Source organism: Rhodococcus sp. Leaf233 (genome assembly GCF_001426165.1).
Lineage (GTDB): Bacteria > Actinomycetota > Actinomycetes > Mycobacteriales > Mycobacteriaceae > Rhodococcoides > Rhodococcoides fascians.
Genome location: NZ_LMRO01000013.1, coordinates 1 through 23,510, shown reverse-complemented (window position 1 = coordinate 23,510; position 23,510 = coordinate 1). Strand labels below are relative to the sequence as shown.

Annotated in this window: 23 protein-coding genes and 1 pseudogene; 11 read left to right on the top strand and 13 right to left on the bottom strand. The window is 65.5% G+C overall.

All coding sequences use genetic code 11. The features are described 5' to 3' along the window. Positions 1 to 40 precede the first annotated feature (40 nt). Positions 41 to 508, bottom strand: a complete 468-nt coding sequence (gene dut / locus ASH04_RS22865; RefSeq protein ID WP_057474734.1) for a dUTP diphosphatase — start codon at positions 506 to 508, stop codon at positions 41 to 43. A gap of 196 nt (positions 509 to 704) precedes the next feature. Between dut and ASH04_RS22860 the strand changes: the two genes are divergently transcribed. Then, a complete protein-coding gene (locus tag ASH04_RS22860; RefSeq protein ID WP_057474733.1) occupies positions 705 to 1,199 on the top strand; it encodes a DUF3093 domain-containing protein in 495 nt (164 codons plus the stop codon). 103 nt (positions 1,200 to 1,302) lie between these two features. Here the strand turns inward: ASH04_RS22860 and ASH04_RS22855 are convergent, their stop codons facing one another. Then, positions 1,303 to 1,605, bottom strand: coding sequence for a DUF4193 domain-containing protein (locus ASH04_RS22855; RefSeq protein ID WP_027496891.1), 303 nt, complete (start codon positions 1,603 to 1,605; stop codon positions 1,303 to 1,305). 545 nt (positions 1,606 to 2,150) lie between these two features. Between ASH04_RS22855 and cei the strand changes: the two genes are divergently transcribed. Next, entirely contained in the window at positions 2,151 to 2,831 is a 681-nt protein-coding gene (gene cei, locus ASH04_RS22850; protein ID WP_027496890.1) for an envelope integrity protein Cei, read from the top strand. A gap of 48 nt (positions 2,832 to 2,879) precedes the next feature. On the opposite strand, the gene ASH04_RS22845 is transcribed toward cei, so the two are convergent. Further along, complete coding sequence (locus ASH04_RS22845) at positions 2,880 to 3,779, bottom strand: inositol monophosphatase family protein (protein ID WP_370878780.1); 900 nt, start codon at positions 3,777 to 3,779, stop codon at positions 2,880 to 2,882. A gap of 198 nt (positions 3,780 to 3,977) precedes the next feature. Between ASH04_RS22845 and ppgK the strand changes: the two genes are divergently transcribed. Further along, positions 3,978 to 4,802 carry a polyphosphate--glucose phosphotransferase gene (gene ppgK, locus ASH04_RS22840; RefSeq protein WP_048318496.1) on the top strand — a complete coding sequence of 275 codons (825 nt, stop codon included), beginning with the start codon at positions 3,978 to 3,980 and terminating at the stop codon, positions 4,800 to 4,802. A gap of 160 nt (positions 4,803 to 4,962) precedes the next feature. Beyond that, positions 4,963 to 6,291: an RNA polymerase sigma factor gene (locus ASH04_RS22835; RefSeq protein ID WP_032365052.1), complete on the top strand. Its 1,329-nt coding sequence runs from the start codon at positions 4,963 to 4,965 to the stop codon at positions 6,289 to 6,291. A gap of 78 nt (positions 6,292 to 6,369) precedes the next feature. Here ASH04_RS22835 and ASH04_RS22830 read toward each other — a convergent pair whose 3' ends face one another. Beyond that, positions 6,370 to 6,729 (bottom strand): DUF952 domain-containing protein, encoded by a 360-nt coding sequence (locus tag ASH04_RS22830; protein WP_032370442.1) that lies wholly within the window; start codon positions 6,727 to 6,729, stop codon positions 6,370 to 6,372. Between the two features lie 71 nt (positions 6,730 to 6,800). Next, positions 6,801 to 7,730 (bottom strand): EamA family transporter, encoded by a 930-nt coding sequence (locus ASH04_RS22825; protein WP_057474658.1) that lies wholly within the window; start codon positions 7,728 to 7,730, stop codon positions 6,801 to 6,803. A 233-nt stretch (positions 7,731 to 7,963) separates the two neighbouring features. Between ASH04_RS22825 and ASH04_RS26315 the strand changes: the two genes are divergently transcribed. Continuing rightward, positions 7,964 to 8,158 carry a DUF7455 domain-containing protein gene (locus tag ASH04_RS26315; RefSeq protein ID WP_027496884.1) on the top strand — a complete coding sequence of 65 codons (195 nt, stop codon included), beginning with the start codon at positions 7,964 to 7,966 and terminating at the stop codon, positions 8,156 to 8,158. A gap of 148 nt (positions 8,159 to 8,306) precedes the next feature. On the opposite strand, the gene ASH04_RS22820 is transcribed toward ASH04_RS26315, so the two are convergent. Then, the gene (locus tag ASH04_RS22820) at positions 8,307 to 10,046 is read right to left on the bottom strand and encodes a DEAD/DEAH box helicase (protein ID WP_032400812.1); all 1,740 of its coding nucleotides are present in this window, start codon (positions 10,044 to 10,046) and stop codon (positions 8,307 to 8,309) included. A gap of 191 nt (positions 10,047 to 10,237) precedes the next feature. Here ASH04_RS22820 and ASH04_RS22815 point away from each other — a divergent pair, with 191 nt between their 5' ends. Beyond that, the gene (locus ASH04_RS22815) at positions 10,238 to 11,302 is read left to right on the top strand and encodes a YihY/virulence factor BrkB family protein (RefSeq protein WP_045841788.1); all 1,065 of its coding nucleotides are present in this window, start codon (positions 10,238 to 10,240) and stop codon (positions 11,300 to 11,302) included. 38 nt (positions 11,303 to 11,340) lie between these two features. On the opposite strand, the gene ASH04_RS22810 is transcribed toward ASH04_RS22815, so the two are convergent. Continuing rightward, complete coding sequence (locus ASH04_RS22810; RefSeq protein WP_027496881.1) at positions 11,341 to 11,577, bottom strand: DUF3039 domain-containing protein; 237 nt, start codon at positions 11,575 to 11,577, stop codon at positions 11,341 to 11,343. 91 nt (positions 11,578 to 11,668) lie between these two features. On the opposite strand from ASH04_RS22810, the gene ASH04_RS22805 reads away from it, so the two are divergent. From ASH04_RS22805 to ASH04_RS22795, 3 genes are all read left to right on the top strand, one after another. Continuing rightward, a complete protein-coding gene (locus tag ASH04_RS22805; protein WP_027496880.1) occupies positions 11,669 to 12,037 on the top strand; it encodes a DUF3099 domain-containing protein in 369 nt (122 codons plus the stop codon). Between the two features lie 45 nt (positions 12,038 to 12,082). Continuing rightward, a complete protein-coding gene (locus tag ASH04_RS22800) occupies positions 12,083 to 13,564 on the top strand; it encodes a N5-glutamine methyltransferase family protein (protein ID WP_057474732.1) in 1,482 nt (493 codons plus the stop codon). A gap of 169 nt (positions 13,565 to 13,733) precedes the next feature. Beyond that, positions 13,734 to 14,705, top strand: a complete 972-nt coding sequence (locus ASH04_RS22795; RefSeq protein ID WP_027496878.1) for a sigma-70 family RNA polymerase sigma factor — start codon at positions 13,734 to 13,736, stop codon at positions 14,703 to 14,705. Between the two features lie 137 nt (positions 14,706 to 14,842). On the opposite strand, the gene ASH04_RS22790 is transcribed toward ASH04_RS22795, so the two are convergent. Then, positions 14,843 to 17,500 (bottom strand): bifunctional acetate--CoA ligase family protein/GNAT family N-acetyltransferase, encoded by a 2,658-nt coding sequence (locus ASH04_RS22790; protein WP_027496877.1) that lies wholly within the window; start codon positions 17,498 to 17,500, stop codon positions 14,843 to 14,845. Between the two features lie 64 nt (positions 17,501 to 17,564). Further along, a complete protein-coding gene (locus tag ASH04_RS22785; protein WP_057474657.1) occupies positions 17,565 to 18,833 on the bottom strand; it encodes an acetoin utilization protein AcuC in 1,269 nt (422 codons plus the stop codon). 185 nt (positions 18,834 to 19,018) lie between these two features. Here ASH04_RS22785 and ASH04_RS22780 point away from each other — a divergent pair, with 185 nt between their 5' ends. Beyond that, positions 19,019 to 19,705 carry a metal-dependent transcriptional regulator gene (locus ASH04_RS22780; RefSeq protein ID WP_027496875.1) on the top strand — a complete coding sequence of 229 codons (687 nt, stop codon included), beginning with the start codon at positions 19,019 to 19,021 and terminating at the stop codon, positions 19,703 to 19,705. 46 nt (positions 19,706 to 19,751) lie between these two features. Next, the gene (gene galE, locus ASH04_RS22775) at positions 19,752 to 20,732 is read left to right on the top strand and encodes a UDP-glucose 4-epimerase GalE (protein WP_057474656.1); all 981 of its coding nucleotides are present in this window, start codon (positions 19,752 to 19,754) and stop codon (positions 20,730 to 20,732) included. 12 nt (positions 20,733 to 20,744) lie between these two features. On the opposite strand, the gene ASH04_RS22770 is transcribed toward galE, so the two are convergent. From ASH04_RS22770 to ASH04_RS26710, 4 genes and pseudogenes are all read right to left on the bottom strand, one after another. Beyond that, positions 20,745 to 21,860, bottom strand: coding sequence for a DUF4192 domain-containing protein (locus tag ASH04_RS22770; RefSeq protein ID WP_045841790.1), 1,116 nt, complete (start codon positions 21,858 to 21,860; stop codon positions 20,745 to 20,747). A gap of 169 nt (positions 21,861 to 22,029) precedes the next feature. Next, entirely contained in the window at positions 22,030 to 22,704 is a 675-nt protein-coding gene (locus ASH04_RS22765; protein WP_371129016.1) for a DUF5642 family protein, read from the bottom strand. 145 nt (positions 22,705 to 22,849) lie between these two features. Next, positions 22,850 to 23,293 (bottom strand): annotated as a pseudogene (locus ASH04_RS22760) (MBL fold metallo-hydrolase); the annotation flags it as partial. A 1-nt stretch (position 23,294) separates the two neighbouring features. After that, positions 23,295 to 23,510 (bottom strand): MBL fold metallo-hydrolase (locus ASH04_RS26710; RefSeq protein WP_156394645.1); only part of this gene is annotated, 216 nt, incomplete at both ends.

The window sequence follows — 23,510 nt, the reverse complement described above, 5'->3', positions numbered from 1 at the left end:
TACACCGACGACCGTCGCGACAGACGCACTACGTAGGACGTCACTGCACCAGACTCGCATGTCCGCCGGTCGAACCGTGACCGCCGTCCCCTCGAACGGTGTCGTCGAGTCGATCCACTTCGACGAACTCGACCAATTCGACGCGCTGCACCACCAACTGAGCGATTCGATCGCCGCGATCGAGCACGATGGGCGTCCGGAGATCGTGGTTGATCAAGCAGACCTTGATCTCCCCGCGGTATCCAGCGTCGATGGTGCCAGGGGTGTTGACGACCGACAGTCCCGATTTGGCCGCCAGGCCCGAGCGCGGGTGGATCAGCCCCACCATCCCGAGGGGCAAGGCCACCGCAATCCCCGTGCCCACGAGAACCCGTTCGCCGGGAGCGATTGTCACTGGGGCGGTGATCCGCAGATCCACACCCGCGTCACCCTCGTGCGCACGCGCGGGAACCGGTAGATCTGGGTCCAACCGGCGAAGTCGAACCTCCCCGGGGCGGTCCGGGGGCACCTCGAGCTGGTCGCCGGAAAGCGTGTTGCGGGACTCGATGACTTCGTCACTCACGTCGAACGAGACTACGCTGATCTGCTTCGCCGTCGGCGCGGCGACTACCCTGGGTCGGGTGACTGCAGATCGACAGGCCGATCGGGCGAACCCCGAGTCCGACGACCCCACCTCGCGTGCCGGTTCCCCCGGCTCGGAGTCGGTGCTCTACGCCGAACGACTGTGGGTACCCCTCTGGTGGTGGGTGGCCGGCGCAGCGCTGGCGGTACTACTCGCAGCGGAGGTACACATGGGTGCCCCCGGTGTTCGCGCTTGGCTGCCCTACGTGTTGCTCCTGCCCCTGGTCGCCTGGGCTCTGGTGGCGTTCAGCAGGCTACGTGTGCAGGTGGTGGCCACCGATCCGACCTCGGACTCGACCGAGTCGCCGTCCGCCGGCCTCGAACTACGGGTCGGCAAAGCGCATCTGCCTCTCGACGTCGCGTCCAAGGCAGCCGTGGTGCCCGCGACAGCAAAAAGTGCGGCGCTGGGAAGGCAGCTGGACCCGCTTGCCTTCGTACAGCACCGCACCTGGGTGAAACAGATGGTGATCGTCGTACTGGACGACCCGGACGACCCGACGCCCTACTGGTTGATCAGCACCAAGCGGCCGGAGGATCTACTAGCCGTGCTCAGTGCCCACGGCGTGGAAGCTCGCTGACCCAGCCGTCGGGCTCTCGCTGCGAAACCTCACTGCCCGGCCGCTCGGCCGGGCATCGCCTGCCCTCGATCAGGGCTTGCCGTCGATCAGGGCTTGCCGTCGATCAGGCAGCGCAGTCCCGGCACATGAGGACGCCGTTGGCATCGCTGGCCAGTCGACTGCGGTGGTGCACCAGGAAGCAGCTCGAACAGGTGAATTCGTCCGCCTGCTTGGGAACCACCCGGACCGAAAGCTCTTCGCCGGACAGGTCGGCACCCGGGAGCTCGAAGGACTCGGCGGTGTCTGACTCGTCCACGTCGACGACTGCGGACTGCGCCTCGTTGCGGCGAGCCTTCAGTTCTTCGAGAGAGTCCTCCGAGACGTCGTCGGATTCTGTTCTTCTCGGAGCGTCGTAATCGGTTGCCATTGTTCTCGTAACCCCTCATCTTCGTGCGTGTGTGTGGTGGAAGCTGCCGGTGTGGTCGGCTTGTGGCCGTCGGCTGTGAAGAGGGCGCTTGCTCGCTCCCACCGATTTGATTCTCGATCGAACAGGTTCATCACGCGGTGCCGGAAACTACACCGGGTAGTTCCCGAATTCCGCCGGTTGAAACTCGATCGAGATTTCGCTCACCTGATCGACGATTCATCGGCAGCTTTCTGTTTCTTAAGCACTGCGGCCGCCAGACAATAGCCGACGCCGACCCCAAAGCCGAAACCGAATCGCCGATCACTTCATTGCCTCCGTGCACGCCGCATCAACACCGAGATCACCGGCTTCATTCCGCAGTCCGCAGAAGCAGTTCTGCTGCTGGTTTTCGCGGTGCAAACGGGTCGCGCGCACTGCTTTCGGCGAGCTCACGGCCGAGTGTGCCGTCGCCGAGGACCGCGGGCATCTACAGTAGGCACGCGTCGGTGTGAACCGACTCCTTGTACCGGTCTCGGCGACTGCCGACGGAAAGGCGAAGAATCACTGTGGTTTCTCTGATCACCGAAGGCCAGCCGGTCGACGACCGCGGCCGTCCGTTCCGTCGACGCCGCGCACTTCCGATCATCGCCGTGTTCGCAGTACTCGCTCTGCTCGCCGTGGTCGTGTGGGTCAAGGTGTTCACCACCACCGAGACGACATCGGCCACTGCCGAATGCAACACCCCGACCACGACCGCTGCCACCGACGGAACGCAGCCGGTTGCCCTCGGCGAGGAAGTCGACCCGACGACACTTCTCGACGTCGAGCCTGCCGCCCTGTCGGCATCGAAGGTACGAGTGTTCAACGCCAACGGCGAACGCGGCCAAGCTGCACACGTGGCGGCTCAGCTCAGTGACTACGGCTTCGCGAGTGCTCCGGACGTGCAGGTGGGCAACGATCCCGTCTACGTCGACCAGAACATGCAGTGCCAAGGCCAGATCCGATTCGGATCCGCGGGTATCGGTGCCGCGAGCGCGGTATGGCTCCTCGCACCGTGTGCAGAACTCATCGAGGACTCGAGAACCGACGACTCGGTGGATCTGGCACTCGGCACCTACTTCAGCGAGATTCAGCCGAACGACGACGCAGAGGAAGTGCTACGCACGCTGGCGGGCGCAGCCCCCGGTGCCGCGCCGCAGCCCCTCGACCCCGATCTGCTCGCCGCCGCGCGCCAGTCTCGTTGCTGAGTCGATCGCGCTGCTGAGACGGTTGCACTGCTGAGACGGACCAGTCCGTCAGCTCGGAATCGGATCGAGTGCGCCGACGAGTCGTAGGGCGGCAGTCAGGGGTTCGGCGATTCCCGGGGCCATCGCCACGGTGACGACTCCGTCCGCACTCGTCGACGTCGCTGCGGGCACATCGACGAGGGCTCCGGCCTCGGCAGCGATCAGCGACCCCGCCGCCCAGTCCCACGGGCTGAGCCCGTGCTCGAAGTGTGCGTCGACCGCACCGGACGCGACCATGCACAGATCCAATGCTGCAGAACCGATTCGGCGAATATCTCGCACCTTCGGCAGCAGTTCGGCGATGATCGCGCCCTGCGCCGCGCGGCGTCGTGATCCGTACCCGAATCCGGTGGCCAACAACGTCATCGACAATTCGGTCACACCCGAACACTGCAGCCGTTCGATACGACCGTCTGCGTACCGAGCCGTCGCCCCATGCCCCTGCGCGGCCGAATAGACCACATCGCGGGCCACGTCGACGACGGCCCCTGCCACGCTCTCTCCGTCGATCTGCGCGGCGACAGAGACCGCGTACGCGGGAATGCCGTACATGAAATTGACGGTTCCGTCGATCGGATCCAGCACCCACCGAACTCCGTCGACGGATTCGTCTCCGCCACCTTCCTCCTCACCGAGGACGGAATCGGTGGGACGCAGCCGCGCCAACAATTCGCGAAGAACACGTTCGGTTTCGGTGTCCACGACGGTGACCGGATCGGTCGGTGTGCTCTTGGACTGCACGGCAGCTGCCTCCGCAGCGGGACTGCCACCGAACACCTGCGGACGACGCGTTCGCACGTGTTCGGCTGCCTCCGTGGCAACCCGAACGGCGACCCCGCGCAGTGCCTCCACATCACGTGTCGTCGGTTCGGTATCCGACCGTTCTACGGTTGCCGGCGTCTGGGGCAATTGCTCAGTGGCGGTGTGGGTCTGCGTTCCGTCATGTTTCGACACGCGTACATCGCAACACACTTCGCCGGCGCGGCACCACCGCGCCACTCGGCGGGCGGTCCGCTGCAGCGTCGGCGTCACGTCGGCGAACGGTCGGCACTATTGTTCCGAAGCGACGGCACACACGAATTCGATCAGGCCAGGAGCGGCATCGACATGACACAGCCAGGTTCGGACAACAGCACCGCGGCGACGGCCGAGCGTCACGGGTTCGGCGTCGACGTCGGTGGCAGCGGCATCAAGGGCGGCATCGTCGACCTGAACACCGGTGAGCTCGTGGGCGATCGCTACAAGATCGAGACGCCTCAGCCCTCGACCCCCGACGCCGTCGCGCGGACCGTGGCCGAGATCGTCGCTCATTTCGAGTGGACCGGACCGATCGGCGTCACTCTGCCCGCGGTGGTCACCAACGGTGTGGCGCGTTCGGCCGCGAACATCGACAAGAGCTGGATCGACACCGATGCGCGAGCATTGTTCGCGAAGGCCATCGGAAACGAGAACATCACCGTCCTCAACGACGCGGATGCCGCCGGGGTCGCCGAGGACAAGTACGGCGGCGGCAAGGGCAAGGACGGGGTCGTCGTTCTGCTCACGTTCGGCACCGGCATCGGTTCCGCCGTTCTGCACAACGGAGTTCTGCTGCCGAACACCGAGTTCGGACACATGGAGATCGGCGGCAAGGAAGCCGAGCATCGCGCGGCGTCCTCGGTGAAGGAGAACAAGGGGCTGTCCTACAAGGAATGGGCCAAAGAGGTCTCCACCGTGCTCGCGACGTTCGAGGCGCTGCTGTGGCCCGACCTGTTCATCGCCGGTGGCGGAATCAGTCGCAAGAGCGAGAAGTGGATTCCGCACCTGACCAACCGAACTCCGGTGGTCCCCGCGACCCTGCTGAACACGGCGGGGATCGTCGGAGCGGCCCTCGCTGCGGACAGTGCCGTCGCGTCCGCCGAGACCGGTACATCGGCTGGATCACCGCACTGACACGCGGTGTCGCCACCTGCGAAGGACGAGGGTAGGTAACAAACTCCTGAGAGGTCGTTACAATGGTGTGTGCCGGTACGCAGCCGGCCGAATCCGAAGACCTCTCCGCCGGAAACAACTCTGGCGTGACGCCGCACGACTTCGTCACGAAAGGGCGTACGTGGCAGCCACCGATATCCGTCAGACCGTAGATTCCGAACCTGGAACTGCGACACCTGAACCTGCTGTCAAGGCACCCGCCGCGAAGGCACCGGCTAAGAAGGCACCGGCCAAACGCGCCGCCGCCAAGAAGGCACCGGCCAAGAAGGCCGCAGCGAAGAAGACAGCAGCTCCCGCCACCGGCGATGACGTCGACGAGAGCACCCCGGGAATCGAAGACATCGACATCTCCGAAGGTGATCTTGCCGCCGCAGCGAACGACGTCGTCGAGGTCGTCGCCGCAGGCGACGACACCGAAGAAGACGCAACGAGCGAGCCGACCGCCGAGGACAAGGCGTCCGGCGACTTCGTCTGGGACGAAGAGGAATCCGAAGCCCTGCGTCAGGCCCGCAAGGACGCCGAGCTCACCGCATCAGCGGACTCGGTTCGCGCGTACCTCAAGCAGATCGGCAAGGTCGCCCTCCTCAACGCCGAGGAAGAGGTCGAGCTCGCCAAGCGCATCGAGGCAGGACTGTTCGCCGTCGAGAAGATGCGCGAGTCCGCGGAGAAGGGCGAGAAGCTCCCCGTCGCCCAGCGGCGTGACATGACCTGGATCTGCCGTGACGGCAACCGCGCCAAGAACCACCTGCTCGAGGCAAACCTCCGCCTCGTCGTCTCGCTGGCCAAGCGCTACACGGGCCGCGGCATGGCGTTCCTGGATCTCATCCAGGAGGGCAACCTGGGTCTGATCCGCGCGGTCGAGAAGTTCGACTACACCAAGGGCTACAAGTTCTCGACGTACGCCACCTGGTGGATCCGCCAGGCCATCACCCGTGCCATGGCAGACCAGGCCCGGACCATTCGTATCCCGGTGCACATGGTCGAGGTCATCAACAAGCTCGGACGCATCCAGCGTGAGCTCCTGCAGGATCTGGGCCGCGAGCCCACTCCGGAGGAACTCGCCAAGGAGATGGACATCACGCCCGAGAAGGTGCTGGAGATCCAGCAGTACGCTCGCGAGCCGATTTCCCTCGACCAGACCATCGGTGACGAGGGTGACAGCCAGCTCGGGGACTTCATCGAGGACTCCGAGGCTGTCGTCGCGGTCGACGCGGTGTCGTTCACGCTTCTGCAGGATCAGCTGCAGTCGGTGCTCGAGACGCTCTCCGAGCGCGAAGCAGGCGTAGTTCGCCTCCGCTTCGGCCTCACCGATGGACAGCCCCGCACCCTCGACGAGATCGGGCAGGTGTACGGAGTCACCCGCGAGCGAATTCGTCAGATCGAGTCCAAGACGATGTCGAAGCTGCGGCACCCGTCGCGGTCCCAGGTTCTGCGCGACTACCTGGACTGACAATCTTCGAACGACAAGCGACCGTCGATCTTCGGATCGGCGGTCGCTTCTCGTTGCTGGCGACTGCCAGGCTTTCGGTCAGAGCACGGGCGTCCCGAAATCCCCGGCGGGCCCCGGTCGGTACTCGACGGCGGCAGTGACGGCCTCGAGCGGTAGCGGTCCGTACAGGTGCGGAAACAGCATCGACTGCGGGTCGGACGGCACACCCGGCTCCCACTGCACCGGCGCACTCAACCGCGCTGGGTCCAGCGCCAGCAGCACCAGATCGGTGCGTCCTGGGAAGAGCCGGTTCGCGGGCAGATGCACCTGCTCGGGCGTGGAGAGGTGAACGAAACCCAGTTCGGCGAACGACTCCGGCGTGTACTCGGTACCGCCCCGGATTCTCGACCACTCCTCCGTGGTGCACAGATGTACGAGGACGTCGGTTCTCTCGGTCACACCGCCATTGTGCCGGGTTCTCGGGGCCTCGTGTCCCCCACCCCGCGCGTCCCCGAGCGGTGTCCTCGAAGTCAGGGCGGGGGCAGCGTGGGTGCCCCACCGCGCGTTCGGCCCGGCAGGCCGCCGAGCACCACTGCGGCGATGACGGCAAGGATTCCCAGGGACTCGAGCAGCGTCGGCACCTGGGTCAGCACCACGGCACCGACGACAGTCGCGGTCGCGGGCAGCAACGCCAACAGCAACGCAAAGCGAGCCCGACCCACTCGGACCAGGACGTACTGGTCGAGAACGTACGGAACGACGCTCGACAGCAATCCGACGCCCAGGCCCAGAACCCAGATGCGCCAGTCGCTCAGAACGTCGGTGTGCGCGAATGCGAACGGTGCGAACAGCGGCACGGCGAGAACCACCGATGCGATTCCGAAACCGGCAGCCATGTCGTCGAGCCCCTGCCCGGCGTCGGCCACGGACTTGCCCAGCACGATGTACGCCGCCCATAGAGCCGCCGAACCGAGCGCGAACGCGATTCCGATCAATCCCACCTCGCCGCCCTCGAACTGAGCCGACGCGATGGCAGCAACGCCGGCGACCACCAGAACGACCGCGAGTGCATCGGTGAGCTTCCGAGATCCTGCTGCGGCGACGACGATCGGGCTCAGAAACTCGATGGCGACCGCCGCACCCAGGGGCAGCCGAGCGATGGCCTCGTAGAACATCACGTTCATGCCGATGGTGGCCGCTCCGAACGCGGCAGCGGTCACCGCGCGTCGTACCGTCCATACGGATCCGGCACCGCCGCGTCGACGCCACGGCCTACGCCAGGCGATCAGGACGACAGCGGCACCGAAGCCCCGCAACCAGGCCACCGCAGCCGGGTTCACCGTGTCGAACAGGAACACTCCGATGGCCGCACCGACGTACATGCATACGGCACCGATCACGAACAGCGACGGGATACCCAGCCTCGAAGCGCCGGACAGCGAAGAAGAAGTCGAAGCCACACCGGGACCCTACTGCCGCCACCCGTCCGATTCCGTATCAGCTGTCAGCGAACAGGATCCACGACGTTCCTGCTCGTAGGACATGTTTCGTGTTAGTGACAACACAAAGAAACGCGCTCGGGAACAACGCGTGACCGCCATACGTCTGACAGAGTGAACGAACCGCGCCATACCGACGCGGCGGACCGGCCCCAGGCGAACGGGACATACCCGCAAGCCAGTACGGAGGAGTCATGCCCGGAACATTGACCAGCCCACAACTGACAGCAGCGGACCGGTGCGACCGGTGCGGTGCAGGGGCTCGCGCGCGTGTAGTGCTCTCGACCGGTGGAGAGCTTCTCTTCTGCGGTCACCACGCCACCGAGCACGAAGCCCGCTTGCGTGAAGTGAACGCAACGGTGATGACCGAATCGGACTCCACGGTGTAACCCACCGACTCGTCGGGGGACGCCAGTTCGCCACAGCTGTACCGATACAACTGCATCAACGCACGATTACAACGACGGACGGTCTCTGGACCGTCCGTCGTTGTCGTGTCACCGGCACAGTCCGCCGGCAGCACTCGTCCGTCGGGTGCTACATCTTGCGCAACTGCGCGATTCGCTCACCCAGCTGCTCCGCCGATGCCATCGCCGTCGGCGGGCCGCCGCAGATTCGACGCAGATCGCCGTGAATGACGCCGTGCGGCTTCCCCGTCCGGTGGTGGTACACCGCAACCAAACTGTTCAGTTCCCGCCTCAGGCCGGCCAACTGGCCGGCACTGGTGGCCCTGTCGTTGACGACGGCAGGCGCGGGGACCGCCGGGCCCGGAGCTGGTTTGTCTATCTGCTCCTGCTGACGCTGGCGAAGCAGGTCGCGCATCTGCGTCGCGTCGAGCAGGCCGGGGAGCCCGAGATAGTCGGCTTCTTCGTCGCTGCCCGAGAACGTCGCGGTCCCGAACGAGGACCCGTCGTAGATCACCTGATCGAGCTCGGCATCCGCGCCGAGGGAGGTGTACGCCTTCTCTTCCTCGCCCAGCTCGTCTTTCTGCTTGTTGGCGTCGGCCAGCAGCTCGTCGTCGAAGCCGTCCTTCTCGCGGTGGGGCTTGCCGAGAATATGGTCGCGCTGAGCCTCGAGCTGTGAGGCGAGGTCGAGCAGGACCGGTACCGACGGCAGGAAGACGCTCGCCGTCTCGCCCTTGCGGCGTGATCGCACGAAACGGCCGATTGCCTGCGCGAAGTACAGCGGAGTGGATGCACTGGTGGCGTAGACGCCGACGGCGAGACGCGGAACGTCGACACCCTCGGACACCATGCGAACGGCAACCATCCACCGCTGATCGCTCTTGCCGAACTCGGCGATACGAGCCGAGGATGTGGGGTCGTCGGAGAGGACGAGGGTCGGCGTCTCCCCCGTGATCACCTCGATCAGCTTGGCGTAGGCCCGCGCCACCGTCTGGTCGGTCGCGATCACGAGACCACCTGCGTCGGGCATACCGCCCGACCGCAACTGTGCCAATCGTGTGTTCGCAGCCAACAGCACCGCGGGCATCCAGTCGCCCTGCGGGTCGAGGGCGGTACGCCAGGCCCGTGCGGTCTGCTCCGCATTCAGCGGCTCGCCCAACCGAGCGGTGTACTCCTCGCCTGCGCTGTCCCGCCACCGTGCCTCCCCGGAATACGCGAGGAAGACGACCGGGCGAACGACTCCGTCGGCGAGGGCGTCGGAGTAGCCGTACGCGTGATCGGCCTTCGACCGCATCAGGCCGTCCTGATCCGGTTCGTAATTGACGAACGGAATGGGACTGTCGTCGCTGCGGAACGGAGTACCCGTCAACGCAAGGCGTCGGGTGGCGTCGCCGAACGCTTCGCGGATGCCCTCGCCCCAGCTCTTCGCGTCACCACCGTGGTGGATCTCGTCGAGGATCACCAGAGTCTTGCGGGCCTCCGTGCGCACTCGGTGCTTGAACGGATGCGAGGCGATCTGCGCGTAGGTCACCACCACACCGTGGTAGTCACTCGAGGTCTGCCCGGTCGAGTTGGAGAAGCGTGAGTCCAACGCGATGCCCACCCGTGCCGCCGACTCGGCCCACTGATGCTTGAGGTGCTCGGTGGGTGCCACTACCGTCACCTGATCGACGGTGCGGTGCGCGAGCAGTTCGGCGGCGACGCGCAGGGCGAACGTGGTCTTACCTGCACCCGGGGTCGCCACCGCCAGGAAGTCCTTGGGCGAGGCGACGAGATACTTCGTCAGCGCGCGTCGCTGCCAGGCACGTAGAGGTGCCCCGCCGGCGACGGGCGCAGCCGTCTGATCGGTGGATGGTGGTGTGGGATCGAACATGTCAGCGCTCACTGGCCGCCGGTTCCTGGCATCGATGTAAATTCCTCGCGCTCTCGGTAGCCCTGCAGTGTCCGCCGAGGAGCCTATCGCTCCGTACCGACGGATCCCGCATCGCTGGGGTGATGTCGGACGCGACACGGCGCGTCGGTCGTTAGGCGAAGTCGGCATCGGTCAGGAATGCTGGAGGCACCATGAGCGAGTCTGCAGGCCCAACTCCCACACCGCCGCGATTGTCGGCGAGAAACCCGCTACGTGCGGTGTGGAAAGTGACTCTGCGCACGCTCGGCAAGGCCTGGGACGATTCGATCTTCAGCAAGGCCGCGACCGCCGCCTTCTGGCAGACGCTGTCGCTACCGCCCCTTCTGCTCGGGGTGCTGGGCAGTCTCGGTTTCGTCGGAGGATGGTTCGGCCCCAACACCGTCGACATCATCGAGTCGAAGATCATCACCTTCAGCAACACGCTCTTCAGCAGCAGTGTCGTCGATCAGATCATCGCGCCGACCGTTCGAGACGTACTCGCACAGGGCAGTGGCGAAATCGTCTCGGTCGGCTTTCTGCTCTCGCTGTGGGCGGGCTCGTCGGCGATCTCGACGTTCGTGGACTCCATCGTCGAAGCACACGGACAGGCCGACGCTCGAAATCCCGTCTGGCAGCGGTTCTTCGCGCTGCTCCTGTACGTCGGCTTCCTGATCATCGCGGTGTTCGTGCTTCCGCTCGTCGCACTCGGACCGGTGTACGTCCAGCAGATACTGCCCGATTCGTGGCTGACCGTCGGCAGCGAACTCGTCGACTTCCTGTACTACCCGGCCGTCGGCTTGCTGCTGATCATCGGCCTGACCACGTTGTACAAGCTGGCGTTGCACACGTCACTGCCCTGGCATCGTCTGCTCGGCGGAGCACTGCTGGCCGGGGTGTTCTTCATGATTGCCAGCGCCGTACTCCGCCGGTACCTGACTTGGGTCACCAGCACCGGCTACACCTACGGTGCGCTGGCAACTCCGATCGCGTTTCTGCTCTTCACGTTCTTTCTCGGCTTCGCCGTGGTCCTCGGAGCCGAGTTCAACGCGACGATCCAGGAGTTCTGGCCGGCCAGAGCAACCCGAATGGATCAAATGCGTGAGTGGCTCGCAGCGCAGGCAGCGGCGGACGACAAGCCGTCGGGACCGGTGACCGCGGTAGCGCGGCGTCTGGCCACAGGGCCGATCAAAGTGGTCGGCGATCGGCAGCGATCCGACCGGCCCGAACCGTCTCAGTGACGGTCGGGCCCGGCGGAGTCACCGTCGGAGGTGAGCCGTCACTCGCCCTTCTTGAGGCCCTCGTAGACCTTCTTGCAGTCCGGGCACACCGGTGAGCCCGGTTTTGCAGACTTGGTGACCGGAAACACCTCGCCGCACAGCGCTACCACATGGGTACCCATGACGGCGCTTTCGGCGATCTTGTTCTTCTTGACGTAATGGAAGAATTTCGGCCGGTCATCGTCGGTGGTTTCGTCCGGAGCGATGTCGGGACGGTCCTTCGTCTGAGTGCTCATGAACACAGATTAATCCGTCGCCACACTGTGTTCGAACCGGTCGCACAGCTCGTCGTATGCAATCTGTGAGCGGTAGTGCCACAGTGGAGGTATGACGAGAACCCCAGGGTTCGACGGAAGCGCGTACAGCGACTCGCCGGATGGGCCCGTCCTGATCACCGAGGCGCAACAGTCGGTGGAAGAGCAGCACAAAGCGCGTGTCCGCAAGTACATGTTCATCATGTCCTTCCGCATACCGGCCTTGGTGCTCGCTGCACTGGCATACGGAATGTGGATGAACCCATGGATATCCATGGCGATCGTCGGTCTGTCCATTCCGCTCCCATGGATGGCGGTGTTGATCGCGAACGATCGGCCGCCGCGTACCAAGGACGAAATGAGCCGGTACGACTACCGGACCATCGACAGTCCGGCCATCGAATCGAGCAATCACCGCGTGATCGAAGCCGGCGAGGACTGACAGGAAGCCGACAGGCGGTGCGACACTTGCTCGGTGAACGCACAGATTTCTCCGTCCCCACTGGTCGCTGCCGCCGCTGCCCTCCGTGAAGCCTTCGATCGCGCGGGTTACGACGCCGACGGCGTCCTGAGGTTGCTGGGCTCCGACGCCCACGCCGCGCTGGGGCGCAGTGAACCGGTACCGGTCCGCAATGCGAGCCTCGGCGGCGGAGATCTGGGTGTCTTGGTGCGATTGTTCCTGCTGGTCGACGACTGCCCCGAGGACGAGGTCGCGGCCGCTCTCGCACCGCTGACCGTCTCCGAAGCCATCGCGGCCGGCATTCTCACTCGTACCGGATCCACGGTGCGCACCCTGCTCGACATCCGGCCCCTCGACGCCGGGCACGGAACCCGGTGGATCGTCTCCGATCCCGACGGCAGCATGCGCGTCGCCGACACGGCCACCGATCATGTGCTCGGCGTCGGCCAGGCGTCGCTGTCGTTGTTGCGCGGTACACCGACCTCGGCTGTGGACACCGTCCTCGACGTCGGAACCGGATGCGGCGTCCAAGCCGTCCACGCGTGCGACTACGCAACGACGGTCACCGCGACCGACATCAGCCCGCGTTCGATGGATCTGGCGGCAGCGACGACGGCCCTGAACGGTCTCGACGTCGAATTGCTGCACGGTTCGTGGTTCGAGCCGGTGGCCGGACGTACGTTCGATCGGATCGTCGCCAATCCCCCGTTCGTCGTGGGACGCGCCGAAGTACTGCACTCGTACCGAGATTCCGGCCTCGACCTCGACGGCGCGAGCGCGTTGATGATCGCCCAGGCACCCGAACACCTCACCCTCGGTGGGACTGCTGCCATCCTCGCGTCGTGGGTGCACATCGAGGGCGAGGACTGGCGTACGAGAGTGGCGTCCTGGCTTCCCGCCCACGGCGTCGACGCGTGGGTGGTCGAGCGTGACGTGGCAGACCCCGCTCTGTATGTGGGCACCTGGATGCGCGACGGCGGTTTGGACCCGCGCGACCCCGATGCGGCCGCGGTGGCCCAGTCCTGGCTCGATCATTTCGCCGCCGCGGGTGTCGAGGGCGTCGGTTTCGGGTTCGTCTATCTACGCAAGACGGACTCTCCGACGGATCTGCTCGCCGAGGAGTTGACGCACGGGTTCTCCGACCCGCTCGGGAACGAGTCGCTCGAGTATTTCTCTCGGCTCGAGTGGCTCCGTGACAACGACATTCTCGACTCGGTACTGACTCTCGACCCCAACACCGCGCTCGAACGGGTGTTTCTTCCCGGCGACGAGGGCTGGGCTCCGGTGGCGATCCGTGTCCACCGGGGAAACGGACCACAGTGGCAGCACGACGTCGACGAGCTCGGTGCCGCGCTTCTGGCGGGCCTGCGTCCGGATGGGCTCGCGGTGGGCGAACTGGTCGAGCTGCTCGCCGCCGCGCACGGTGAGGATGCCGACGAACTGGCGGGGCATGCGGTGACGCTGATGCAGGGTCTGGTGCGGCACGGACTCGTGTTGCCGGCTCGCTGAACGGACCTGGGGCTGCGCTGCCGTTCCCGCTGCGAACGTTCTCAGCAACTTCTCAGGACGGACCCGCCGTATTCCCTGGTCAGGCGGGTATCACAAGGATCGGCGTGGGAACTTATCGGAGCGTCCCGAGCGTTGAACCTGTGAGACACCACCGACCAGGAGGCAAGTCATGACCAGCCCCAGCACCACGATTCGTCCGCGGCCCACCGATGCCGATCTGGACGCCCAGAGCCCAGCAGCCGATCTCGTTCGCGTGTACCTAAACGGCATCGGCCGCACCGCGTTGCTGACGGCTGAAGAAGAGGTCGACCTGGCCAAGAGGATCGAGGCAGGTCTGTACGCCAAGCAGGTTCTCGAGAACACGAAGCGGTTGAGCGCAGTCAAGAAGCGCAACCTGGCCATCATCGTGCGGGACGGAAGCGCGGCGCGCAGCCATCTGCTCGAAGCAAACCTCCGGTTGGTCGTCTCGCTCGCCAAGCGCTACACCGGTCGCGGAATGCCGTTGCTCGACCTGATCCAGGAGGGCAACCTGGGCCTGATTCGCGCCATGGAGAAGTTCGACTACGCGAAGGGCTTCAAGTTCTCGACCTACGCAACGTGGTGGATCCGTCAGGCCATCACCCGCGGCATGGCAGATCAGAGCCGAACGATTCGGCTCCCTGTCCACCTCGTCGAGCAGGTCAACAAACTCGCCCGGATCAAGCGGGAGCTGCATCAGCAGCTCGGACGCGAGGCAACCGACGAAGAGCTGTCGAGTGAATCGGGCATCGCAGTCGAGAAGATTGCGGATCTGCTCGACCACAGCCGGGATCCGGTCAGCCTCGACATGCCGGTGGGTAGCGACGAGGAAGCGCCGCTGGGTGACTTCATCGAGGACTCGGAAGCCACGTCCGCCGAGAACGCCGTCATCGCCGGGCTGCTGCACAGCGACGTTCGTGTCGTGCTCGGCACCCTCGACGAACGTGAGCAGCAGGTCATTCGTCTGCGCTACGGCTTGGACGACGGCCAGCCGCGCACCCTCGATCAGATCGGCAAGCTCTTCGGACTGTCTCGCGAGCGCGTGCGTCAGATCGAGCGCGAGGTGATGGTCAAGCTTCGCCAGGGTGACCGCGCCGAGAAGTTGCGTTCGTACGCCAGCTGATTCCGGTTCTCCGACCGGTGGAGCGACGGTGACCACTCCCGTTCGCGCCATCCGACGCGGTGGCCGAACCGACGTTCTTTCCCCTCGGGACGTCGGCTCGGTCGCCGCTTCTCTCGTTTTCGGCGACGCAGTCCTCGTCAACGCAATCGTCGAGGACCCAGGTCTGCCTTCGTCGGTTCGGGCCCGATTCGTACTCGCGCATCGGTGATGTATGCGCCGTCGGCGGATGCCAGCACCGGTTCGCAAGAAATCTCACGGATGTCGGGAATGTCCTCGGCCAGCGCAGATATGCGCTGGACGAGGTCGATCAGCGCACTCTTGTTGACCGGCACGGCGTTTCGGTAGCCCGACAACAGCGGAGCAGCCTTCGGCGCGTCGATCAACTGTGCCGCTTCGTCCTCGGTCAACGGCAGCACACGGTAGGCACGGTCGCCCAACAGATCCGAGATCACTCCGGCCAGACCGAACGAGATGAGCGATCCGAACGACGGGTCGTCCTGAACCCGCACCACGCAGCCGATTCCCTTGACTGCCATGCGCTGGACATGCAGTAGCGGCTCTCCGGATTCGGCGGCCAGGTTGCGGTATGCCACCCGTACTGCCGAGGCGTCGGCGACGTCCAAGCGGACACCGCCCAGATCGGGCCGGTGCCGCCACCGCTTCCCTGTCGCCTTCACGGCAACCGGGTACCCCAGTTCGTCGGCCGCCGCGACGGCCTCGTTCTCGTCGGTGACGGCGCGGAACGCCACGACGTCGAGGCCGTAACAGGCCAACAGTTCGGCAGTCTCGAAATCCGACAGCCAGCGCCCTTGTCCCCCTGCCGAACGCCAATCCCGGACCAGCTGCTTGGCGCGATCGCCGTCGATGCTCTTGGGCCGGACCAGATTCGACACCGGCCGCGAGCGCCAGGACGAATACCGCCACGCGGCAGCGAGTGCCGCCACGGCTCGTTCGGGGCTCGAGTACGACGGAACCGAGCCCCGAACCGGGTGCCCGCCGGGCCCGCGTACAGCCAGCACATCCGGGATACCTTCGGTGGCAAGGAATGTCGACAGCACCGGCTTGTCGGATCCCCGGACCGCATTGCCCAGCGCAGTCGCGAACGGTTCTACCTCGACCGCGACCGGGGGCACGAACACGACGATCACTGCATCGATGTCGGAAGCGGCCAGTGCCGACGAGACGGCCGCGGCAAAATCCTCGGGACCGGCCTGCGGTCCGACGTCGGTCGGGATATCGGCATGCAAGCCTTTGGCGCGAGCGGCGTCGACGGCCAGGACTCCCAGGGCCGTGGAGTTGCCCACGACGGCCACGCGTGGGCCGGCCGGCAAGGGTTGGTTGCCGAACAGTACTGCACAGTCGAACAGTTCGGAGATGGTGTCGACCTGGATCACTCCGGCTTGGGCGAACAACGCTCGGACGATGGAATCGTCGATGTCGGCACCGATGGCGTGTGCGGGTGGTACGGCTCCGCGGCCGCTCTTGACCGCGATGATCGGCTTGCTGCGCGCGACCCGTCGAGCGATTCGGGTGAATTTGCGGGGATTTCCGAAGCTCTCCAGGTACAGCAGAATCACCTCGGTCGCCGGGTCGGAGTCCCAGTACTGCAACAGGTCGTTGCCCGAGACGTCCGCTCGGTTGCCGGCAGAGACGAACGTCGACAGACCCAGTCGGCGATTGGCTGCCTCGTCGAGAATTGCGATGCCGAGCGCGCCGGACTGGCAGAAGAAGCCGACGTTGCCCGGGGTCGGCAGATGCGGCGCCAATGTGGCGTTCAACCCGAACTCAGGGTCGGTGTTCGCGACGCCGAGCGCGTTGGGCCCGATCAATCGCATCCCGTGGGCACGGGCGGCGAGCACCAGCCTGCGCTCGCTCTCCTGCCCCGCAGGCCCGGTCTCGCCGAATCCACCCGACACCACGAGCAGTGCTTTGACACCTTTGTCCAGGCAGTCGTCGAGCACCGCGTCGATGGCATCGGCCGGAACCGCCGCGATAGCAAGGTCGACCGGGTCCGGGATGTCGTGCACCGTGGCGTACGCGCGCACACCGCGCACCGAGCGGTGGTCGGCGTTGACGGGGTACACCGGGCCCGTGAAGTTTCCGGCGAGCAGGTTCGCCAGCACAGCGTTGCCCACCTTGGAGCTGTCGGTCGATGCGCCGATCACGGCGACCGATCGAGGGCTGAGTACGTTGCGAACGCTACGGGCCTCGGCTGCGCGCTCGCGAGAGTTCCGCACCGACAGCAATGCCTCGCTCGGATCGATCGCGAATTCCAGCCGTAGGACGCCGCCCTCGAAGGAACGGCTGACCTGATATCCGGCCTCCCGGAACACGGTGACCATGTTGCGGTTTTCGGCAAGTACCTCGGCGACGAACATGTTGACGCCGTTCTCGGCGGCCGCTCCCGCAAGGTGCTCGAGCAGGATGGGTCCGAGTCCGCGGCCCTGGTGTGCGTCGGCGACGACGAATGCAACCTCGGCCGAGTTGCCGTCGCCCTCGGGTAGCCGCTCGTACCGGCCGACCGCGATGATGTCGTCGCCCAGTACTGCAACGAAGGCCACACGGTCGTGATGGTCGACAGTGGTGAAGTTCAGAACGTCCCGCTGCGGCATCGTCGGATAGGGGCCGAAGTACCGAAGGTATCTGGTGCGCTCCGACAGTCGTCCGTGAAAAGCCACGATGGCCTCGGAGTCCGAGGGCACGATGGGCCGCAGGTGCACGACGCCGCCGTCCGACGTGAGAACGTCGGCGACCCAGTGCCGCGGAAATTCTGTTTCCGCGCGCTCTCGTGCCAGTTCCTTGCTGCTCTTCTCGTCTGTCGCGGCGGCCTGTTCGGCGGCCGGATCGGTACCGGTGGAATCAGTCACGCGGGTCCTCCGGATCGAGTCCGAGCAGCGGAAACACTGCTCGACGAGTGGCGATGATGGCCGAGTCGACGCGTTCGAGTGCCCGGTCGGTGCCGTCCGTTCCGGCCAACGATCCGCCGGGACCGTCCCAGGCGGGATAGTCGACATCCCCACCGTCGCCCATGGTCTGGGGCAGGTCCACGCTCGGTGCCATGGTTCTCACTCGCTCGCGCCAGGTGTCGGGTAGGGGTGCCATCGGATCGATGTCGCGGCCGAGGGCAGCGGCGATCAGATAAGTCCAGGCCCGTGGAACCACCCGAACGAGGCCGTACCCGCCTCCCCCGACGGCCAACCACCGTCCCTCCGAGTAACGGTCCGCAAGGTCGCGCATCGCCAGGAAGGCCGCGTTCTGCCCGTCGACGGTGAGCGCGAGATCTGCAAGCGGATCCTCGCGGTGACTGTCGACGCCGCATTGACTGACGATGATCTGCGGCCGGAACGCTCCGATCGCGCCCGGAACGATCGCATGAAATGCACGAAGCCAGAGCCGATCCGCGGTACCGGGCAGCAGCGGGACGTTGATCGAGGAACCCTCGCCGCGTTCGGTTCCTACCTCCGTCGACCATCCGGTGTTCGGCCACAGTGTTGCCGGGTGCTGGTGCAACGAGACCGTCAGAACCCGAGGATCACCGAGAAACGCTGCTTGGACGCCGTCGCCGTGGTGTGCGTCGACGTCGATGTAGGCGATGCGATCGAACCCGTTGTCCAGCAACCACGAAATCGCGATGGCGGCGTCGTTGTAGACGCAGAAGCCCGAGGCCCAATCGGCCATCGCGTGGTGCATTCCACCACCGATGCTCACGGCTCTCCTGGCCCGCCCCGACGCGATCTCACGCGCGGCCGCCAAGGAGCCGCCGGTCAGCATCGCGCTGGCTTCGTGCATGTGCTCGAACACCGGGTTGTCGTCGGAACCGAGACCGTGGACGACGTCGTCGGGGTCTCGCAGGGCCGGACCCTGCGACGGCGCGCGCTTGACGGCCTCGATGTACGCGCTGGTATGAAAACGCAGCAGCTCCGAGTCCGGTGCCGCCGACGGTTCGACGAGCTCCACGCCCGCCAACACACCGAGATCGGAGGCGAGGGCCATCGTCAGATCGAGCCGCGTCGGGTTCATCGGATGGTCGTCGCTCCACCGGTAACCGAGATAGTCCGCGCTCCACACGACGATGTCCTCGGGACGGTTCGGAATGGATACGGCGGCGCGTGTCGCCTGATCAGACATACGGACAAAACTACGTTGCCGATCGGGATGGTGTTGCCGGGTTCCGGTGTTGTCTTCGGTACCCGGTTGTGACGCGCCACGGCGAGCGGCTTCCGGGGTTGTGATGCGCCGCGCCCGCCGCCATCGGGTGCAGCGCCGATTCAGAGCCGCTGACGGTAGGATCGAACCCGACGAAGGGGTTGAGTGTGAAGGATCTGGTCGACACCACGGAGATGTACCTCCGGACGATCTACGATTTGGAAGAAGAAGGCGTCATCCCGCTCCGCGCGCGGATCGCCGAGCGGCTGGAGCAGAGTGGTCCCACCGTCAGTCAGACCGTCGCCCGAATGGAGCGCGACGGTCTTCTGTCCGTCGCCGGCGACCGGCATCTGGAGCTGACCGAGAAGGGCCGCAGCTTGGCCGTCGCGGTCATGCGCAAGCACCGTCTCGCGGAGCGTCTGCTCGTCGACATCATCGGGCTGCGCTGGGAAGATGTGCACGCCGAGGCGTGCCGTTGGGAACACGTGATGAGCGAGGAGGTCGAGCGCCGGTTGGTCACCGTGCTGAACAACCCGACGACCTCGCCCTACGGTAATCCGATCCCTGGTCTGGCGGAGCTGGGTCTGGGTCAGACGACACTGGCACCGGAGGCTCTCATTCGTCTCACCGACGTCCCGCTCGGCGAGCCTACGGCGGTCGTCGTTCGCCGCTTGGCCGAGCACGTTCAGTCCGACCCCGAGGTCATCGCTCAGCTACGCGAGGCGGGCGTGGTTCCCGATGCCCGGGTTACAGTCGAAGCCAAGCCCGGGTCGGTGACGATCACGGTGCCAGGACACAGTGGTGTCGACATATCCGACGAAATGGCGCATGCCGTTCAGGTGAAGAAGGTCTGATCTCTTCCCACGGACGGCATCTGCCGCGTGTGAGGGAGATCGAACAGTGAAGCTTCTCGTTACCGGTGGTGCAGGGTACGTCGGCAGTGTGTGCGCGGCGGTACTGGACGAACGCGGCCATGAGGTCGTCGTCGTGGACAACCTGTCCACCGGTAATCGGGATGCCGTTCCCGCCGGGGTCACTTTCGTCGAGGGTGACATCAAAGACGTCGCGGCGGAAGTATTGACGGGCGGCGACTTCGATGCAGTTCTGCATTTCGCAGCGCAGTCGTTGGTGGGCGAGTCGGTTGTGTCGCCGGACAAGTACTGGAGTGGGAACGTAGTGACGTCCCTGGCTCTTCTGGACGCGATCCGGTCCTCCGGCACCCCCAAGTTGGTGTTCTCCTCCACCGCGGCCACCTACGGCGAGCCCGAGAAGACTCCCATCACCGAGGACGACCCCACACGTCCCACCAACCCGTACGGTGCGACCAAGCTCGCGATCGACCACGCCATCACCTCGTATGCAGCGGCCTACGGTCTCGCCGCTACCAGTCTGAGGTACTTCAACGTGGCCGGCGCATACAAGGGTTTCGGTGAGAACCGCGTCGTCGAGACCCATCTCATCCCCCTCGTATTGCAGGTCGCCCTCGGTCAGCGAGAGAAGATCTCGGTGTTCGGCACGGACTGGCCCACTCCCGACGGCACAGCCGTCCGCGATTACATCCATGTCGCCGATCTCGCCGAGGCGCACATCCTCGCCGTCGATGCCGCCCAGCCCGGTCGGCACTCCATCTACAATCTCGGCAGCGGAACGGGATTCTCCGTCGACGAGGTCATCTCGTCGTGCAAGCGCGTCACCGGACTGCCCATTGCCGTCGAACATGCGCCTCGCAGGCTCGGTGATCCGGCCGTGCTGATCGCATCGAGCGCCCGTGCCGTCGAGAAACTGCATTGGACGCCGGAGTTGACCGATCTCGATCGCATCGTGTCCGATGCGTGGGACTTTCTGCAGCAGCTCGGCGACCGTTCTCACGCGGCTCGCTGAGCAGACTCCAGATCAGCGCCGACCGAACGGGTCGCCCGGTAGCCGAATGCCACAGGCTCGCGCACAGGCGAACCCACTCTCGGCGACTTCGCGAACCAGGGCAGGACTGGCACCGACACCGAGCGACCGGTCCAACAGCGACGCCAAACTGTGGGAGCTGTCTGCCTTCAGGGCCGCATCGATCGCGATTCGGGCCATCGGCCCGTCTCCTCGCACGTAGGCGCTGAACGCGAGAAGTGTTGCTGCTATTGCTCTTTCGCGGTTCGGAACCACACGGACGAGGTGCGCCCAGAATTCCTCGACGATATCTGCATCCTCACCGAGAGTCAGTGCCAGCACCGCGTCCCGGACCTGCACATGCCCGATCGCGACGGCGACCCGCGCGAAGTCGGTGGTCTCGAGCTCGGAGTCGTAGGGAGACCGCGCGAGGTAGGACAACACCGCTGTCAGGTGGTCGGTCAGCGACAGTGCACCGCTGCGCCGAAACTTTGCCATCTCGGCGGCGACTGCCTGCACCGTCTCGACCGGGCCGGGTGCGATGAATTCGGCGAGCTCGTCTCTCGAGCGTCGCACCGGATAGCCGTCCAGCACTCTGGCCACGGTCAGCGGCGATGCCGTCGGATCGGCGATACGACCGTGCTGCCGTGGGCCCTGTAGCGACCACCAGTGCGCGGCATCGGCAATGGCCGAGGTTGCGAAGGCGGCTTCGAGCCGCACACCGAACGTCGGGAGGGTGACCTCGAGCTCGTTCACCAGATCCTGAACGTCGAGTGTGTAATGCGTTCGCTCGTTGCGGCCGAGTCTGTCGTCGACGAACACAGCGATCACCGAGACAATGTTCTCGAATGCGCAGTAGCCCGCCAGGTAGTCGATGACGTCGAGCATGTCCGGCGTGGCGCGAGTGTCGCTACCCGCACGTCGATCGGTGTGTTCGCCGGCCAGCACGAGGTCGTGCCGCATCGTCGGGCCGATGCTGGTGCCGCCGTCCTCGAGCGCGATCAGCACCATCGATCGATGGGGATCGAAGCCGAGCATCGCCGGGATCGCGGCCAACAGTTCGCTCGCGTCACCGATCCGTACGCGGTGTCGACCGGAGAAGGGGTCGTGGGAGTTCGTCGGTGTGTACATGCCTCGAAGTCTTACGAGGCTCCGTGGTGCCTTCCCGGCTCGACCAGGGGCCGAGCAGCACCCTGTGCATGCCGGACTATCTGTGGATGAAACGGCGTCCACCCGCCTCCGCCGAGCGGACCGTGTCGGTCCGCTCTGCTAGAGAGGCCGCCACTTCGGCAGGAGAACGTCAGCTCTGGTTCACCTTCTGCACCGCGGCCGTGAACAGCTCGTCCAACGTCATTGCATCGGGTGTGGCGGACCCGAAGGACATGAATGTCGCCGAGATCCGCACGCCGTCGACCTGCGCCATCAGGGTCAACATCGACTGGGTGACGGCATCCCCGCCGGTGCCCGACGAGACGGTCTGTCGCACGGCGAGTGTGTCGTCGGCGTCTATCGGCGGTGCGGGTGTCAGCGTGGACGTGACCGTGGAGGTGGCACCGGACTTGGTTGCGGTCACTTCGCCGCACTGTTCGAGCTGCTCTTTGCGCGCCGAGAGCGGCTGGTCGACAGCGGTCAGTTCGATGGAGATCGTGGATCGACTATCGTTGTCGGTGCCGACGATCATCGCCGTACCGGTCGGGCCGAAGTCCTGGTCCGCTGGTTTGCACCCCGCGGGGCTGACCTCGGCACCGGCCGGTATTCCGCTGAGGTCGGGAGCGGCCTGCGAGATGGCCTGCTGGGGCAAAACCAACGCGTCGTACGGGGCCGGGAAGCTCGCCGGGTCGATGAGCAGTGTGTTCAGGTCCGTGCCGGGCTGCGATGCGGTGGTGCCACCGGCAGTGGGCTCGGCTGTTCCGGTGACGGTGGAGCTGCACCCCACCAGCACGAATGCTCCGATCGCCGCCGACGTGGCAGCGATGGTCAGGCGGGTCTGTGCGGCGCGGCTCACGTGAAGTCCTCTTCGAGTTCGTGGGGACGCCGCAGCGAGCGCTTCGGCGTCCCCACCACTGTCTCATTCCACCTACCTCGAACGCGGCAGGCGAGCTACGGCAGTGTCGTCGGTGTCAGTTCCCGCGGGCGATCCATTCTTCGAGGTGCGGGGACTCGTCCCCGATACTCGTTCCGTCGCCGTGCCCGGTGTTGACCCGGGTCTCGGCAGGCAACGCGAACAACCGATCCCGAATCGAGCCGATGATCGTCGGGAAATCCGAATACGACCGACCCGTCGCACCGGGCCCACCGGAGAACAACGTGTCCCCCGAGAACAACTGACCGGCCTCGGGCAGATACAGACAACTCGACCCCGGCGAATGACCGGGAGTATGCAACGCCACGATCTCCGTCCCCGCGACCGTGATCCGCTGACCGTCCTCGAGCACCGAATGCCCGATGCCCGGATGCGTCTGCTCCCACAACACATCATCGGCCGGATGCAACAGAATCGGCGCATCCAACTCCCCCGACAACTGCGGCGCGACCGTCACATGATCGTTGTGACCATGCGTACANCCACAACACATCATCGGCCGGATGCAACAGAATCGGCGCATCCAACTCCCCCGACAACTGCGGCGCGACCGTCACATGATCGTTGTGACCATGCGTACAGACAATCGCCCGCACAGCACGACCGGCGACCGCATCGACGATCGGACCGGCCGTATGCGCAGCATCGACGATCACCACCTCGTCGTCGTCACCGACCAACCAGATGTTGTTGTCGAC